The following is a 16352-nucleotide window of genomic DNA, read 5'->3' on the forward strand; positions in this document are numbered from 1 at the left end:
CCTACATAAAATTATATAGGAAAAAGGATATATAATCCAAACCCAACCAAAATGATACCACCTACTATCTCACCGTATGTACCGAGCATATCTTTCGCATGTCTCCCAATTAATAAACCAATCCACGCTAATAACATGCTAACAAATCCAAACAGTAAAATCGTAATAATTGTCTGTGCCCCATAAATACCAAGACTAAGCCCTACTGAGAAACTATCTATACTGACGCCAAATGCAAATACGAATAAACTAATTCCAATAGGAGCAGTTCTAGTCTCTTCATTTTGTAAAATGGTCGAATATACGATATAAAACCCTAGTCCGATTAATAAAATAGCACCCGCAAAATGTGCGATATCTCCATATTTCTCTGATAAAAAACGACCTAGTACCATTCCTATAAACGGCATAATAATATGAAATATCCCTATCGTCATACCAATATACAGGATTTGTCTTAACTTTAGGGGCATCATCCCCATACCAAGACTCACCGAGAACGCATCCATCCCTAAGGCGAATGCCATAATTATTAAAGGTATTAGCTGTTCAAACGTCATTCATGCCCCTCCTTGGACGTGCTACTTCACAATATGCTTATCCAAGGAGAAATATTCTGTTTGCTAATCTTACCTTATCATTCAATAATAATATGATGTCCTGCCGCTTTTGTTAAACGATTCATAATTGCATTCCCTATTCCTTCATTAGGGAATGACTCACTAAAAATAACATCCACTTCACTTGCATCAAATGTTCTAAGTACATCATATAATTTAGTCGCAACGCTAGCTAAGTCACTTCTAACACCACAAGATAATATAACATCTGCACTATATACATGCTGATACTCTTCTGTCGTTAATACGCCTACTTTAAATCCTTCTTTCTTTTTCTCATCCACAAGATGCTGAATAAACTCACGTGAGCCCTCGACAATACTAAGTGGTGCTTTCGGCGCATAATGTGTGTATTTCATTCCAGGCGATTTCGGTTTTTCCTTCTCATCCTTTAAAGCTGGATCTAAAGAAACAGTACCTATCACCGCTTCTAATTGTTCTTTCGTAATCCCACCTGGACGTAATATTGTTGGAACCGTGCTTGTACAATCAATTACAGTTGATTCAACGCCTACTCCAGTTGCACCACCATCAACAATACCTGCAATCTTCCCATTCAAATCTTCATATACGTGAGAAGCTAATGTTGGACTTGGACGCCCTGAACGATTCGCACTTGGTGCCGCAACAGGTACATTCGCCTCTTCAATAAGAGCAAGTGCAATTGGATGATCAGGCATTCTTACTCCAACCGTATTAAGTCCTGCCGTCACCTTCTCTGAAATTCCTTCTTTTCTCGGCAAAATAATTGTTAATGGTCCTGGCCAAAAATGTGCCATTAACTTTTCTGCAACTGGTGGAATTTCTTTCACAATCCCATCTAACTGAGATTTTGTACCTATGTGGACAATGAGTGGATTATCACTCGGTCTTCCTTTCGCTTCGAAAATTTTCGCGATTGCTTCATCATCCATCGCGTTTGCCCCTAACCCATATACTGTTTCCGTAGGGAAAGCAACCGCCTCATTTTCTCTTAATAATTTTGCTGCTTCTTGTAACTGTGGATAATATTTTTTTCTTTCCACAACATTATCCACAACCCACATATTTGTATGCATTTTTTTCCACATCCTTTTCTAGCCTTAAATACTTGTCTATTTTTAGTTTACTATGAGATTTATCCAAAAGACAAACAAGGTTTATCCACAAAATGTGGATAAACCTAATTAATCCGTGGATAACTTTGTGAATAGCTGACAATTTAGTATTATTGCATTCTGCTCTTTTATATTTTTACAAAAATGTTCTAGCTGTTGAATTCCCTCTGGAACCTCATCCTTTTCTATAGTAAAAAAGTCAAAGAACTGAAAGATCAGTACAGATTGTGGATGATTTGTTAGTAAGTACAATTGTTGAACACTTTTTTCTTTCATATACTGCAAAAACATTTCAAAAAAATATAAGAAAGTCTGTTTATCCACATGAGGTGTGAATAAACAAGAACGAATAAGTACATCTTCCCCACTTTGTTCATAACCAATTACAGCTCGTATTTCTTCCGCCTCTTCCAAAATCATAAATTGTGCGTACAACTCATTTATTTTATCATCTTTTTTATTAGCTTGTCCGAAAAAAGAATGTAATCTTTCCACATCTGCTTTCGTAGCAAAATACACTTTCTTCATAATAAATCCCTCCTCATTTTTATATATGAGGAGGGATTTATTAATAGTACTATTTAGAGAATAAAGATGTAAAAGCTTCTACAATAAACAATTTAACTTCTGGCTTTTCTTCTTCCTCTTCTACTTTTACATACTCATTTTGCTGTTCTTGTTTTTTCTCCACAGATTTCTCCACTTTTTCCACATTTTTTGTTTCTTCTTTACTTACAGGCTGCTCTTCGACTTTTGTTTCATTTTTCACTACTTTCTTTTCAGAAGCTGTTACTTTTTTTACTGCTTCCCGCTTTACAATTTTCGTTTCTTTTACCTCATCCTCTTTTTTCTCTTCTACATTTACTACTTCTTCATTATCTATTTGTTTTACTTGCTCCTCTTCAGGAGATTCAGCCTTCACAACATGTTCTTCTTTCCTTACAGCTGTACCACTTGAAAAATCTAAGAAACACATCGGTGGAAATAATACACACCACCAGTTTGCCCCTTCACCTTCCCCAATTGTAATTAAGACTGCTTCATATTCCCCTGCCGGATAAATAAAATTCCCATATACCTTTGTAGGAAACTTTACATTCTTACTAAATTTCACTTGAAATGATTCTTTACTTCCTTCTCTTTTTAACGTATTTTCCACCGTTTTCTCGATTTCTGGAATATGACTTTGAATTACTTTGCGCGCCTCTTCAAATGAAGTTAAATCCGCTACCCATCCATCAATTTGTGCTTTTACTTCATCACGCACTTTACGCTTTAATGCCTGGTCTTTATCTGAATCACTATTTGCTAAAATTCGTAATCGAACGGCCTCTTTCGGAATAACTGAAGGCCCTTTCGCATCAGCTTTCATATATCCAAACTGCACAAGTAACTGTGCACCAATTAATAGTATAAGAAGATAAGCAATAACTTGTTTTTTCATTTCCTCCACCGTCCCTTCTACAAACAGTGTGGACAGACTTTCATCTTTCTAAACTATTAAATTCAAAATCTATATGAATTTTTCCACAAAAAAATAGAGTAAGGTGTGAACCTTACTCCATCTCTGCAAATACCATACGATCTTTTCCGTTAATATCGAAAACAACCTCAACATGAGCATGTGGAAAAGCTTGTTGTAACAATCTTTTTACATCCTCACCTTGTCCTATTCCAATTTCAAACGCCACAATCGCTTTCTTCTGCAACACATTCGGCAATTCTTCCATAAAACGGCGATAGAAATCTAATCCGTCTTCACCACCAACAAGTGCTCTCTTCGGCTCATGCTCTTTCACAACAGGAGAAAGACCACGCCAATCCTCTTCCGGTATATATGGAGGATTTGAAACAACAACATCTAGCTTTTGACCCGTTTTATGAAATGGTGACAATAAATCACCGTGATAGAACGTTACTTCTGCACCTAAAGCTTTTGCATTTTCTTTTGCAACTTCAATCGACTCTTGTGCAATATCTACTGTATACACATGAAGATTTTTATTTTCTAAAGCAAGCGTAATAGAAATCGCTCCACTACCTGTACCTATATCTGCTACATGTAGTTTCTCATCACCAAAATGGCGCTCGATTCTTTCTAATACTCCCACTATAAGCTCTTCTGTTTCCGGCCTTGGTATTAATACTTCTTCATTCACAAAGAAAGACCGTCCATAAAACATTTCATAACCAATCATATATTGAATAGGAATACCTTCTACATGCTTATGGATAAACTCCGTAAAGCTTTTCTCTTGTTCCTCAGTTATTTCTTCACGCATATTCATAAGTAATCCTGTTCTGTTCACCTTTAATACATGACAAAGGACAATTTCTCCCGCATTTTCATCTCGTCCATTTTCCTGTAAAAAAGAAGAAGCCCATTTCAGGGCTTCATAGACACGCATTACTCCGCTGCCTCCATCTTTTGAGCCTGATCTTCCATCACTAAGGCATTGATGAAATCATCTAACTTACCTTGTAAGATTTGATCTAGCTTTTGAATCGTTAAACCGATTCGATGGTCTGTAACACGGTTTTGCGGGAAGTTATACGTACGAATACGCTCTGAACGATCTCCCGTACCAACAGCTTGTTTACGGTTTTGATCATACTCAGCTTGCGCTTCTTGTCTAAACTTATCATAAACACGTGCGCGTAATACTTTCATCGCTTTTTCTTTATTCTTGATCTGTGATTTCTCATCCTGACAAGATACAACTACACCAGTCGGTAAATGCGTTAAACGCACCGCTGACATCGTTGTATTAACGCTCTGTCCACCAGGTCCACTAGAAGCGAATGTATCAACACGAACATCTTTCTCATGAATATCAATTTCTACTTCTTCTGCCTCTGGTAATACAGCTACAGTTGCTGTAGATGTATGAATACGTCCACCAGATTCCGTTTCAGGAACACGTTGTACACGGTGAGCACCATTCTCGAATTTCAGCTTCGCGAAAGCACCTTTACCATTAATCATAAAGATAATCTCTTTATACCCACCTAACTCTGTATAGCTAGCCTCAATAATCTCCGTTTTCCAGCCCTGTACCTCAGCGTAACGGCTATACATACGGTATAAGTCACCAGCAAATAAAGCTGCCTCGTCTCCACCAGCAGCTCCACGAACCTCAACGATAACGTTCTTATCATCATTAGGGTCTTTTGGAACAAGTAAAATTTTCAGACGCTCTGATAATGTTTTATCTTGTGATTCTAACTCAGAAACTTCTTCTTTTACCATTTCACGCATTTCTGCGTCTAACTTATCTTCTAACATTGCTTTCGCATCTTTTAATTGCTCACGAACATCCTTATACTCACGATACACCTCTACCGTTTCCTGTATATCAGACTGTTCCTTTGAATATTCACGAAGCTTATTTGAATCACTAATAATCGCTGGATCACTTAACAATTCATTTAACTTCTCATAACGATTTTCTACAGCTTGCAAACGATCTAACACATCATTCACCTCTACATCCTAGTATCTAATACAAATAGTATATGGTACTTACTCAAAAAAACGCAAATTATATTTAAAAGCGCAAGCGGCTCGCTCAGAATCGCAGGCCATTGGAGCTCTCGACCTTGAAGCGCTTTTTGCTTCGAGCGAGAGAGCGAAATGGCCGGAGATTCTAGCCGCTGGAGCTAGATAATATATTTAAAAGTGGCAGTGGCTCTTTCAGCTCTGACCAGCTAAGGTTCTCTCGCACAGAAGACGTTTTTTGTCTTCTCGTGCGGGAGGTTCTTAAACGCAAGGACCTAGGAGGCGGAGCTAGATAATATCTAAAAGCAGCGGATCACACCACTCACACTCTCTATTTTGAAAAAAACCCGCCTTGCGCAGCGAGTTTTACTTATCTTTGTTTGCAGGTACTGCATGACAATGACGACAACGTGGTTCATACGATTCTGAAGCTCCAACTAAAATAATTGGATCATCAAATGCCGCTGGTTCTCCATCAATTAATCGTTGTGTACGACTTGCTGGAGATCCACATACAGAACATACTGCTTGTAGTTTTGTCACATGTTCAGCAATCGCCATCAGCTGAGGAACTTGTCCAAATGGTAGACCACGGAAATCTTGGTCTAAACCAGCTACAATGACACGATAGCCACGATTTGCCAATACTTGCACCACTTCCACAATGTCCCCATCAAAAAATTGCACCTCATCGATTGCAATAACATCCAGCTCTTCTGTAATATGTTCAAATATATCCTTTGAAGCTGAAACAGGAACTGCTTTTACCTTTAATCCGTTATGTGATACAACATCTTCTTCACTATATCGATTATCAATACATGGTTTAAATACAATTGCATGTTGTTTTGCAAATTGCGTACGGCGCACACGGCGGATTAGCTCTTCTGACTTGCCAGAAAACATACTACCGCAAATCACTTCAATCCAGCCATTTTGATTTATTAAGTACATGAAGCTCTCCTTTCATCTACTTTTCAGTTAAAAGTAGGGTAAAGGTATAATATTTTCGCAAAAAAAACAGACAAGCGAATACATACACTTGCCTGTTTTATGTTTTTATTACTTAAGACCGTATTTCTTATTGAAGCGGTCAACGCGTCCGTCTGCAGTAGCAAACTTCTGACGTCCAGTGTAGAATGGGTGAGAATCAGAACTGATCTCAACTTTTAGTAATGGATAAGTGTTACCATCTTCCCACTCAACAGTTTCGTTAGATCCTTTAGTAGATCCGCTTAAGAATTTGAAGCCTGTGTTTGTGTCCATGAATACAACTTTCTTGTAATCTGGGTGAATTCCTGCTTTCATTCTTTTCATCTCCTTCCGCCCTGAATCATTTTCGAAACAGAGTTTTTCATCTTCAGCTGCATACACAACTATATTGATGAAACACATATGATGAAATTATAACAAGGCTAACTTCATTTTGCAACTACCTGTTTTTGTCTTTTGAAATTTAAAGTGTAGACGGCTCGTTTAGCTCTGACCGGCTAAGGTTCTCTCGCCCTAAAGGTGCTTTTTACCTTTAGGGCGGGAGGTTCTTAGACACGAAGAGCTAGCCGTCGGAACTAGATACAATTTAAAAGCAGAAGCGGCTCGTTCAGAATGGGAGGGGATGGAGCTTCTGACGTAGAGGTGCTTTTTACCTTGTAGGAAGACGCGAAGCCACCGACCATTCTAGCCGCTGGAGCTGGATATTATCTTAAAAGTGGAGGTGGCTCGCTCAGCTCTGACCAGTTAAGGTTCTTTCGCCCGAAAGGTGCTTTTTACCTTTCGGGCGGAAGGTTCTTAGATGCAAAGAGCTAGCCACCAGAACTGGATATTACTTAAGAATCCAGGACACTTCGAACTCTCGATCTTGAAGCGCTTTTTGCTTCATGCGAGAGAGCGAAATAACCGGAGATTTTAGCCGCTGGAGGGAGCTCATCCAACTCTGACTAGCTCAGGTTCTTTCACTTATTTCTCTCTTTAATATCACCTAAACAGCATAAAAAACTCGCTTACTATAAAATAAGCGAGTCTTGATTTTTTCCCTTTACTTAGTTGTTACATACCTTTTCGAGTCTGCAACAATGTTTTGTAAAAACTCTTCATTTGTCTTCGTTTGACGAAGCTTACGTAAGAAACTTTCAACAAAGTCTGGTGTATCACGCATTGTCTTACGAATGCCCCATAACTTGTCTAAATGTTCTTTTGGAATTAATAGATCTTCTTTACGTGTACCAGAACGACGAATATCAATCGCTGGGAAGATACGACGTTCAGCTAATGAACGATCTAAGTGAAGTTCCATATTTCCAGTTCCTTTAAATTCCTCGTAAATAACATCGTCCATACGTGATCCTGTATCAACAAGGGCTGTTGCTAAAATTGTTAAGCTACCGCCTTCTTCAATATTACGTGCAGCTCCAAAGAAACGCTTCGGTCTATGGAAGGCAGCTGGATCGATACCACCTGATAATGTTCTACCACTTGGTGGAATAACGAGGTTGTAAGCTCGAGCTAAACGGGTAATACTATCCATTAAAATGATAACATCTTTCTTGTGCTCTACAAGACGCATCGCACGTTCTAACACAAGCTCAGCTACTTTAATATGATTTTCTGGTACTTCATCAAAAGTAGAACTTACAACATCTCCTTTAACAGAACGTTCAATGTCTGTTACTTCCTCTGGACGCTCATCAATTAAAAGTACAATTAGTTCTGCTTCCGGATGATTTGTTGTAACACTGTGCGCGATTTCTTTTAATAGACTTGTTTTACCAGCCTTTGGAGGCGCAACAATTAAACCACGTTGTCCAAATCCAACTGGTGCGATTAAATCCATGATGCGTGTCGGTAACTTTTTCGGTTCCGTTTCCAATTTCATTTGGCGATCTGGGTATAATGGTGTTAATGCAGGGAAATGCACACGCTCTTTTGCTGAATCTGGATCATCTCCGTTTACAGCTTCAACTTGTAATAACCCAAAATAGCGTTCATTTTCTTTCGGAGGTCGTACTTTACCAGAAACCTTATCTCCATTACGTAAATCGAAACGACGAATTTGCGAAGCTGAGATATAAATATCTTCTGAGCTTGGAGAATAGTTGATAGGACGTAGGAATCCAAATCCTTCTGATTGAATAATTTCTAATACGCCTTCCATGAAAAAGAAACCTTCTTTTTCTGCTCGAGCTTTCAAAATAGAAAAAATCAGCTCTTTTTTCGTTAACTTGCTATAATACGAAATCTTAAATTCTTTCGCAAGCTCGTATAACTCTTTTAATTTCATGTTTTCTAATGCTGCAATTGACAAATTCATTCAGACACCACACTTTAACGTTATTCTCTTTTTTCATGGGTAAAGGGAAAAAATACGGAAGGCAAATAATTAATAATGAAAGGCAATAAGTTCAAGTAGGGTAATATTCACTATTGTAACCCTTTTATCTAGTTTTAATCAATACGTTGGAACACAAATACAAGAAGCGAAGACAAGAAAATTTGTCTTCGCTTCTTATTTAATTTAGTTCCAGCTCCGATAGTTAGAAAGATCGACCATTTTAACCTTTCTGAAGGAGCTGCTTACGCTTTTTATTTAATCTAGCTTCAGCAGCTAGAATGGTCGGTGGCTTCACTTCTTCCTGCGAGGCAAAAAGCACCTCTACGTCAGAAGCTCCATCCCCCTCCCTTTCTGAACAAGCTGCTTACGCTTTTTATTTAATCCAGCTCCGGTGGCTAGAAGGGTCAGTCATTTCACCCCTTCCTGCGAGGCACAAAACGCCTCTTCGTCAGGAGTTCCAATGCCTTCCCCTTCTGAGCAAGCCACCTCCGCTTTTTACTTAATAACCAAGTTCGGTTTTTTATTTAAGCTATGACGACCATCTACGAAGCGAACTGTGCCTGATTTTGCGCGCATAACAAGGGATTGCGTTGTTCCTACGCTACCTTTAAATTGAACACCACGTAATAGTTCTCCATCTGTTACGCCTGTTGCTGCAAAGATTGCATCGTCACCTTTTACTAAGTCCTCCATGCGAAGGATACGATTAATGTCTTCTATGCCCATTTTTTTACAACGTGCTAATTCAGCTTCGTTTTGTGGCAATAGTTTTCCGTGAATTTCTCCACCTAAACATTTTAAAGCAACTGCTGCTAATACACCTTCAGGTGCTCCACCAGATCCAAATAAAATATCTACACCTGTACGATCAAACGCTGTATTAATCGCTCCAGCTACATCTCCATCATTAATCAATTTAATGCGCGCACCAGCTTTACGAATTTCTTCAATAATTTCTTGATGACGTGGACGATTTAAAACTGTCGCTACAACATCTTCAATATCTTTATTTTTCGCTTTCGCAACTGCACGTAAGTTATCAATAATAGGCGCATCAATGTCGACCGCCCCAACTGCTTCTGGGCCAACCGCGATTTTATCCATGTACATGTCAGGGGCATGTAACAAATTACCGTGGTCTGCAATTGCAATGACAGCAAGAGCATTCCAGCCACCAGCTGCTACGATGTTTGTCCCTTCTAAAGGATCAACCGCAACGTCTACACGTGGTCCATATCCTGTACCTAATTTCTCTCCGATATATAGCATTGGTGCTTCATCCATCTCACCTTCACCAATTACAACTGTACCTTTCATCGGAATTGTATCAAATACATCACGCATAGCTGATGTTGCTGCACCGTCTGCCTCATCCTTTTTCCCGCGCCCCATCCAACGCGCTGATGATAAAGCTGCAGCCTCTGTTACACGTACTAACTCCATAGATAAACTTCTTTCCACGATAATCCCTCTCCTTTAAGCCTTTATATTTCTGCCGTATTTTGTGAACCGTGTTTTTCTATAAAGTGTACTTCCGCAAGTAGTGATACTTCCCTCTTGCGGAAGTATCACTTATGCGTTCTTCATTTCTTCAATTTCTTGCTTTGTCATTTGTTCTCGCCAAATGTTTGCACCAAGCCCTTTAAGCTTGTCCACTATATTCTCATAACCTCGATCAATATGCTCAAGTCCTGTTACTTCTGTAATTCCATCTGCCATTAACCCTGCAATAACAAGTGCCGCTCCTGCTCGTAAATCACTCGCCTTCACTTTTGCACCTTGCAGTAACACAGGACCAGTTACAATTGCCGAACGACCCTCTACTTTAATTTGAGCATTCATACGACGTAATTCATCAATGTGTTTGAAACGGGCACCGTAAATTGTATCTGTTACAACTCCCGTCCCGTGCGCCTTTGTTAAAAGCGTCGTAAACGGCTGTTGTAAATCCGTTGGAAAACCTGGATATACAAGCGTTTTGATATCAACTACTTTTAACTTTCTATTACCGTTCACCGTAATTTGATCATCGTTCGTTTCAACTTGAACACCAGCTTCTCTTAGCTTTGCAGTAACTGATTCTAAATGCTGAGGAATAACGTTATCAACCGTTACTTCTCCTCCTGATGCAGCTCCTAGAATCATATACGTACCAGCTTCAATACGATCTGGAATGATAGTATGGTGACAACCATGTAAAGAGTCAACACCATCTATTCGGATTACGTCAGTACCAGCACCTTTAATACGTGCTCCCATGCTTGTTAACAATGTAGCTACATCAATGATCTCAGGCTCTTTCGCTGCATTTTCAATAACAGTTCTACCTTTCGCTCGTACAGCTGCTAGCATAATATTAATCGTAGCTCCTACACTAACAACATCTAAATAAATACGTGCCCCGCGTAGCTCATCTGCTCTTAAATAGATGGCACCTTGTTCATTCGTAACATGTGCACCTAACGCTTCAAACCCTTTAATATGCTGATCAATCGGCCTCGGTCCTAAATGACATCCACCCGGAAGCCCAATAACAGCTTTTTTAAAACGGCCAAGCATTGCACCCATTAAATAATAAGAAGCGCGCAATTTTTTCACTTTTCCATTTGGCAAAGGCATTGCAACCATGTTAGAAGGATCGACTACCATCTCTTCCTCCTGTCCATAAGTTACTTTCCCTCCAATTTCCTCTAGTAAGTCCCCTAACATTTTCACGTCCGAAATATTAGGGACACCACCAATAGTTACTGGAGTATCTGCTAAAATTGTCGCTGGAATTAATGCAACGGCACTGTTCTTTGCACCACTTACTCGAATTGTTCCATTTAAAGCTCTTCCGCCTTCAATTAGCAATTTTTCCATATTGAGCTCCCTTCTTGTGAATGTATTTACTTTCTATCTTTTTATAGAAAGCTCCCCTTAAGAATCTCAATTACTCTTTCCATCCCAAAACTCAATAAATAGGAAACCATTATCTTCATTTCTCCTGTAGCACGAATAGATAAAGATCAACTATTCATCGAATTTACTTTATCAATTTAGATACGTTATCACATTTATTAATAGGACTATGCACATTATTTTCTATTTAAAAACCAAAAATGATAAAATCTTTAGACTTGTTCACGCTTTCATTATACAACGAAAGGAAACCGTCTAAAAGACTAGACGGTTTCCAAAACGGAATTTTATTCTTACGCTTTACCGTTAGAACCGAATTCGCGAATTTTACCAATAACAGTTGCTTTGATAGCGTCGCGGCCAGGTCCGATAAATTTACGAGGATCGTAAACTTCTTGGTCTTTGTTTAATACTTCACGAACAGCTTTTGTAAACTCGATTTGGTTCTCAGTGTTTACGTTGATTTTTGAAGTACCTAAAGAGATAGCTTTTTCGATATCAGCAGTTGGGATACCAGTACCACCATGTAATACTAAAGGTACGCCAGTGAAGTCACGAACTTGTTCCATTTCAGCGAATCCTAAGTTAGGCTCACCTTTGTAAGGACCGTGTACAGAACCTAAAGCTGGAGCTAGGCAATCGATACCTGTTGCTTCAACAAGGTGCTTACACTCTGCTGGGTCAGCGTAAATTACGCCTTCAGCGATTACGTCGTCTTCTTGTCCGCCAACTGTTCCAAGCTCAGCTTCAACAGATACGTTACGAGCGTGTGCGTATTCTACTACTTGTTTAGTAGTTTCAACGTTTTCTTCGAATGGGTGGTGAGAAGCGTCGATCATTACAGATGTGAAACCTGCATCGATTGCTTCTTTACATTTTTCGAAGCTTGAACCATGGTCAAGGTGAATCGCTACAGGAACAGTGATGTTCATTTCTTCGATTAAAGCTTTAACCATAGCTACAACTGTTTTGAAACCAGTCATATGACGAGCTGCACCCTCAGATACACCTAGGATTACAGGAGATTTTTCTTCTTCCGCAGCAGCTAAGATAGCTTGAGTCCACTCTAAGTTGTTCATGTTGAATTGACCAACTGCGTATTTTCCTTCTAGTGCTTTGTTTAGCATTTCTTTCATAGAAACTAAAGGCATGGTGAATCCTCCTAAAAAACGTTTTTTGTATCCGATAAGTTCTTATCGCTGGTAGTATGACCAGAATAAGGTAAAATATGTATATCTACATACCGGACTTTTTTCTACACTCAATAGGATAACAACTTGTACTCAAAAACTCAACCGTATTCACCTGCACAATAGTCCATGTAAACGCTTTTTTCCATATTTTTTATAAAAAATTCATTTTTACGCCTCTACAGCGAGCTCATTTCTCACAGCTTGACGAATTTCATCAATATCAAATGGTTTAGCAAAATGCATTAAAGCTCCTAAATCTTTTGCTTCTTGGATCATATCAAGCTCTCCATAAGCAGTCATTAAAATTACTTTAATACTCTCATCAATTTCTTTTACATGCTTTAAAATCTCTATACCATCCATGCCTGGAATTTTCATATCTAACACTACTAAATCTGGATTATCTTTTTTCACGATATCTAAAGCTTGAAATCCATTCGCTGCTTGGAATGTCTGATAACCTTCTTTTTGGAACACTTCATGTAATAACACACGAATCCCATATTGATCATCAACGATTAAAATTTTACCTTCCATAATTCCCAACCTTTCTGTGTAAGTACAAGATTTAAAGCTTCTTATATCTTAACGATTTAATTTCGCTATTCTTTGGCAAATTCCTTCCTATTCTTTCTTATTTTACCGTTTCCTATTTTGTTATGCTACCCTACGATTTCACCTTTCTAAAAAAATAAATTATAATGAAAGCCGGCAAACACGTACGAAGGGAGTAACATTATGTTAAAAATTTTTTCAACTCAATTAAGTGGTTATTTCTCCAGAGTTTCTCAAAAAGAAGAAATGAATATAGAAGATAGCGCTCGTTTACTTGCTCAAGCACTAGTTGGCGATGGTTTCATTTATTTACATGGTACAAATGAAATGGAGGGCGTTGTTGCCGAGGCACTATTCGGTGCTGAACCAATGAAGCAAGCAAAACGCTTATTTGAAAATGGTAAAGAAGCAGAAGTAACCTCTGCGGATCGTGTACTTCTTATTAGCCGTTTTTCAACAGATGAAGCGGTTGTAGAAATTGCAAAAAAACTACAAGAAGAGGGACACTCTATTGTCGGCATTTCTGCTCTTCAAGAAGGTACGGAATCACTCGAACGATATACAGACGTACATATTGATACAAAACTGTTAAAAGGTCTTATTCCAGACGATGAAGGTAATCGCTACGGATTCCCAAGTTTAATAGTAGCCTTATTTGCTTATCACGGGATCAAATTCACAATCGATGAAATGTTAAATGAATATTAAAAAAAGCGCCTTATTTCAGGCGCTTTTTTTATTACTTGCTCTCTTTATTCGTAATAGAAGCTCTTACGAAGTCATGGAACAATGGTTGTGGACGGTTTGGACGAGAAACAAGTTCTGGGTGGAACTGTGCTGCCACGAACCAAGGATGATCTTTTAATTCAATGATTTCAACTAGACGACCGTCTGGGCTTGTACCAGAGAATACAAATCCTTCTTTTTCCATATCCGGACGGAACTGGTTGTTGAACTCATAACGATGACGATGACGTTCATATACAACCGGCTCATTATAAGCATTGTAAGCATTTGTTTCTTCAGCAAGCTTACATGGGTATAGACCAAGACGAAGTGTACCACCTAGGTCCTCTACATCTTTTTGTTCTGGTAATAAGTCAATGATTGCATATGGTGTGTCAGGGTTGATTTCAGAAGAGTTAGCACCTTCTAAACCTAATACATTACGTGCGAATTCGATTGATGCAAGTTGCATACCTAAGCAAATTCCTAAGAATGGAACTTTGTTTTCACGAGCATATTGAATCGCAACGATTTTACCTTCTACACCACGATCGCCGAAGCCACCTGGTACAAGGATACCATCTGTATCACCAACTAATTCTTTTACGTTTTCTGCTGTTACGTGCTCAGCATTTACCCATTTTACTTCTACATCTGTGTCGAATGAGTAACCAGCATGACGAAGTGCTTCTACAACAGAAATATAAGCATCTTGAAGTTCTACATATTTACCAACAAGAGCGATTTTTGTTTTCTTAGAAAGATTACGCACTTTGTTAACTAGAGCAGTCCACTCTGTCATATCTGCAGCTGGATTGTCTAATTTTAAGTGGTCACAAACGATTTGGTCCATATTTTGTTCTTGAAGAGATAATGGAACCGCATATAAAGTATCTGCATCGCGAGCTTCGATAACTGCTTTTGTATCAATGTCACAGAATAGTGCAAGCTTGTCTTTCATATCTTGAGAAACAGGCATTTCTGTACGAACAACGATAATGTTTGGTTGAATACCTAAGCTACGAAGTTCTTTAACACTATGTTGTGTTGGTTTTGTCTTCATTTCACCCGCTGCTTTTAAGTACGGGATTAACGTACAGTGAATGTACATTACATTGTCACGACCGATGTCGCTCTTAATTTGACGGATTGCTTCTAAGAATGGTAGAGACTCGATGTCACCAACAGTTCCACCGATTTCTGTAATAACAACATCCGCATTTGTTTCACGACCAGAACGATATACGCGTTCTTTAATTTCGTTAGTAATGTGAGGAATAACTTGAACTGTTCCTCCTAAATATTCACCGCGACGCTCTTTTTGAAGAACTGAAGAGTAAATTTTACCTGTTGTTACGTTGCTGTATTTGTTTAAGTTAATGTCGATAAAACGCTCATAGTGACCAAGGTCTAAGTCAGTTTCTGCGCCATCATCTGTTACGAATACCTCACCGTGTTGATATGGGCTCATAGTCCCTGGGTCTACGTTAATGTATGGATCAAACTTTTGAATCGTTACGTTTAAACCACGATTTTTTAAAAGTCTTCCAAGAGATGCTGCTGTAATACCTTTTCCTAAAGACGATACTACACCGCCTGTTACAAAAATATACTTAGTCATGAAAAAGCTCCCTTCTATTTTGCTGTTATATAATCACCGTTGCAAAGCGCAACGTATGTAGATAACACTGTATCCATCTTATTGTTAGACTCTTTTTATTTTCTAAACAAAAAACAAAAAAGAAAATTGCTCCCCTCATCACAAAAAGTAATAAGTAGGGAGCAATTTTCTTTTATATTTACACTTTAAAAGTATTATCGTCCTTTTTTAAAGAGCCCAAAAATGATTCTACATGGACGATAATGAAAAGTCAAGAACTACAGTTCTTCCTCTTCTTCTTCTTCAGTTTCGTCATACTCAAGTTCTTCTTCAGCGAAGTCGTCGTCATCTTCGTCTAAATCATCAAGATCGTCGTCATCTCCGTCTTCTTCTTCAAGAACCTTGTCCAAATCTTCTACATCATCATCTTCGTCTTCATTTACGTCTGCATCGTCGAAGTCATCTTCATCTTCTTCAATGTAGTCGTCAAAACCGTCTTCTTCAACTTTACGTTTCTTCTTCGGTTTTGGTTGAGGCAAGATTTCTTCATCAATTTGCTCGTATGGGTACCAGCTGCGTAGCCCCCAACGATTTTCTCCTAAATTAATGAAACGTCCATCGATGTTTAAGTCTGTATAAAATTGTGCGATTTTCGCATTAACTTGCTCTTGAGATAGTCCCAGCACTTGAGCGATTTCTTGAACCAACTCGTTGAATGTCGTTGCTTGTTTTTTATCCCCTAAAACGCTATGTACAACTTCAATCATTGAACATTCTTTTAGCTCTTCTGGTGAATATTGCTTAAAATCCACTTATGCGGCACTTCCTTTCAT

General features: G+C 38.6%; 16 protein-coding genes. 1 reads left to right on the plus strand and 15 read right to left on the minus strand.

From position 1 onward, the window contains the following. Window positions 1-11 precede the first annotated feature (11 nt). From MR136_RS09760 to spo0F, 13 genes are all read right to left on the minus strand, one after another. On the minus strand, window positions 12-560 hold the full coding sequence (locus MR136_RS09760; protein ID WP_000142475.1) for a manganese efflux pump MntP: 549 nt from the start codon (window positions 558-560) through the stop codon (window positions 12-14). A gap of 77 nt (window positions 561-637) precedes the next feature. Continuing rightward, a complete protein-coding gene (locus MR136_RS09765) occupies window positions 638-1678 on the minus strand; it encodes an L-threonylcarbamoyladenylate synthase (RefSeq protein WP_000557353.1) in 1041 nt (346 codons plus the stop codon). Between the two features lie 108 nt (window positions 1679-1786). Then, entirely contained in the window at window positions 1787-2245 is a 459-nt protein-coding gene (locus MR136_RS09770) for a hypothetical protein (protein WP_017674208.1), read from the minus strand. Between the two features lie 49 nt (window positions 2246-2294). Next, the gene (spoIIR, locus tag MR136_RS09775) at window positions 2295-3161 is read right to left on the minus strand and encodes a stage II sporulation protein R (protein WP_078420863.1); all 867 of its coding nucleotides are present in this window, start codon (window positions 3159-3161) and stop codon (window positions 2295-2297) included. 112 nt (window positions 3162-3273) lie between these two features. Then, window positions 3274-4125 (minus strand): peptide chain release factor N(5)-glutamine methyltransferase, encoded by an 852-nt coding sequence (gene prmC / locus MR136_RS09780; RefSeq protein ID WP_017674207.1) that lies wholly within the window; start codon window positions 4123-4125, stop codon window positions 3274-3276. Further along, window positions 4125-5192, minus strand: coding sequence for a peptide chain release factor 1 (prfA, locus tag MR136_RS09785; RefSeq protein ID WP_000887064.1), 1068 nt, complete (start codon window positions 5190-5192; stop codon window positions 4125-4127). The genes prmC and prfA overlap by 1 nt, the downstream gene beginning before the upstream one ends. 390 nt (window positions 5193-5582) lie before the next feature. After that, complete coding sequence (locus MR136_RS09790) at window positions 5583-6170, minus strand: thymidine kinase (protein ID WP_000280859.1); 588 nt, start codon at window positions 6168-6170, stop codon at window positions 5583-5585. A 108-nt stretch (window positions 6171-6278) separates the two neighbouring features. Beyond that, window positions 6279-6524: a type B 50S ribosomal protein L31 gene (locus MR136_RS09795; RefSeq protein WP_000643433.1), complete on the minus strand. Its 246-nt coding sequence runs from the start codon at window positions 6522-6524 to the stop codon at window positions 6279-6281. Window positions 6525-7251: 727 nt separating this feature from the next. Beyond that, window positions 7252-8523, minus strand: a complete 1272-nt coding sequence (gene rho / locus MR136_RS09800; protein WP_001053903.1) for a transcription termination factor Rho — start codon at window positions 8521-8523, stop codon at window positions 7252-7254. Window positions 8524-9039: 516 nt separating this feature from the next. Next, entirely contained in the window at window positions 9040-10005 is a 966-nt protein-coding gene (glpX, locus tag MR136_RS09805) for a class II fructose-bisphosphatase (RefSeq protein ID WP_000442340.1), read from the minus strand. A gap of 111 nt (window positions 10006-10116) precedes the next feature. Further along, the gene (murA, locus tag MR136_RS09810; RefSeq protein WP_000413254.1) at window positions 10117-11406 is read right to left on the minus strand and encodes a UDP-N-acetylglucosamine 1-carboxyvinyltransferase; all 1290 of its coding nucleotides are present in this window, start codon (window positions 11404-11406) and stop codon (window positions 10117-10119) included. A 332-nt stretch (window positions 11407-11738) separates the two neighbouring features. Then, complete coding sequence (locus MR136_RS09815; protein WP_001131855.1) at window positions 11739-12596, minus strand: class II fructose-bisphosphate aldolase; 858 nt, start codon at window positions 12594-12596, stop codon at window positions 11739-11741. Window positions 12597-12806: 210 nt separating this feature from the next. Continuing rightward, window positions 12807-13175, minus strand: coding sequence for a sporulation initiation phosphotransferase Spo0F (gene spo0F / locus MR136_RS09820; protein WP_000398594.1), 369 nt, complete (start codon window positions 13173-13175; stop codon window positions 12807-12809). 201 nt (window positions 13176-13376) lie between these two features. Here spo0F and MR136_RS09825 point away from each other — a divergent pair, with 201 nt between their 5' ends. Beyond that, a complete protein-coding gene (locus tag MR136_RS09825; protein ID WP_000912402.1) occupies window positions 13377-13901 on the plus strand; it encodes a DUF2529 domain-containing protein in 525 nt (174 codons plus the stop codon). 31 nt (window positions 13902-13932) lie between these two features. On the opposite strand, the gene pyrG is transcribed toward MR136_RS09825, so the two are convergent. Next, window positions 13933-15540: a CTP synthase gene (pyrG, locus tag MR136_RS09830; RefSeq protein ID WP_000170460.1), complete on the minus strand. Its 1608-nt coding sequence runs from the start codon at window positions 15538-15540 to the stop codon at window positions 13933-13935. 257 nt (window positions 15541-15797) lie between these two features. Beyond that, entirely contained in the window at window positions 15798-16331 is a 534-nt protein-coding gene (gene rpoE, locus MR136_RS09835) for a DNA-directed RNA polymerase subunit delta (protein ID WP_000346278.1), read from the minus strand. Window positions 16332-16352: the final 21 nt, after the last annotated feature.

The sequence above is a fragment of the Bacillus cereus group sp. BfR-BA-01311 genome, assembly GCF_022664295.1.
GTDB lineage: Bacteria > Bacillota > Bacilli > Bacillales > Bacillaceae_G > Bacillus_A > Bacillus_A cereus.

Excerpts from the sequence above, each read along its gene's own strand:
- MR136_RS09760 (WP_000142475.1), bottom strand. The coding sequence starts at position 560 with ATGACGTTTGAACAGCTAATACCTTTAATAATTATGGCATTCGCCTTA.
- MR136_RS09765 (WP_000557353.1), bottom strand. The coding sequence starts at position 1,678 with ATGCATACAAATATGTGGGTTGTGGATAATGTTGTGGAAAGAAAAAAA.
- MR136_RS09770 (WP_017674208.1), bottom strand. The coding sequence starts at position 2,245 with ATGAAGAAAGTGTATTTTGCTACGAAAGCAGATGTGGAAAGATTACAT.
- spoIIR (WP_078420863.1), bottom strand. The coding sequence starts at position 3,161 with ATGAAAAAACAAGTTATTGCTTATCTTCTTATACTATTAATTGGTGCA.
- prmC (WP_017674207.1), bottom strand. The coding sequence starts at position 4,125 with ATGCGTGTCTATGAAGCCCTGAAATGGGCTTCTTCTTTTTTACAGGAA.
- MR136_RS09790 (WP_000280859.1), bottom strand. The coding sequence starts at position 6,170 with ATGTACTTAATAAATCAAAATGGCTGGATTGAAGTGATTTGCGGTAGT.
- MR136_RS09795 (WP_000643433.1), bottom strand. The coding sequence starts at position 6,524 with ATGAAAGCAGGAATTCACCCAGATTACAAGAAAGTTGTATTCATGGAC.
- rho (WP_001053903.1), bottom strand. The coding sequence starts at position 8,523 with ATGAATTTGTCAATTGCAGCATTAGAAAACATGAAATTAAAAGAGTTA.
- murA (WP_000413254.1), bottom strand. The coding sequence starts at position 11,406 with ATGGAAAAATTGCTAATTGAAGGCGGAAGAGCTTTAAATGGAACAATT.
- MR136_RS09815 (WP_001131855.1), bottom strand. The coding sequence starts at position 12,596 with ATGCCTTTAGTTTCTATGAAAGAAATGCTAAACAAAGCACTAGAAGGA.
- spo0F (WP_000398594.1), bottom strand. The coding sequence starts at position 13,175 with ATGGAAGGTAAAATTTTAATCGTTGATGATCAATATGGGATTCGTGTG.
- MR136_RS09825 (WP_000912402.1), top strand. The coding sequence starts at position 13,377 with ATGTTAAAAATTTTTTCAACTCAATTAAGTGGTTATTTCTCCAGAGTT.
- pyrG (WP_000170460.1), bottom strand. The coding sequence starts at position 15,540 with ATGACTAAGTATATTTTTGTAACAGGCGGTGTAGTATCGTCTTTAGGA.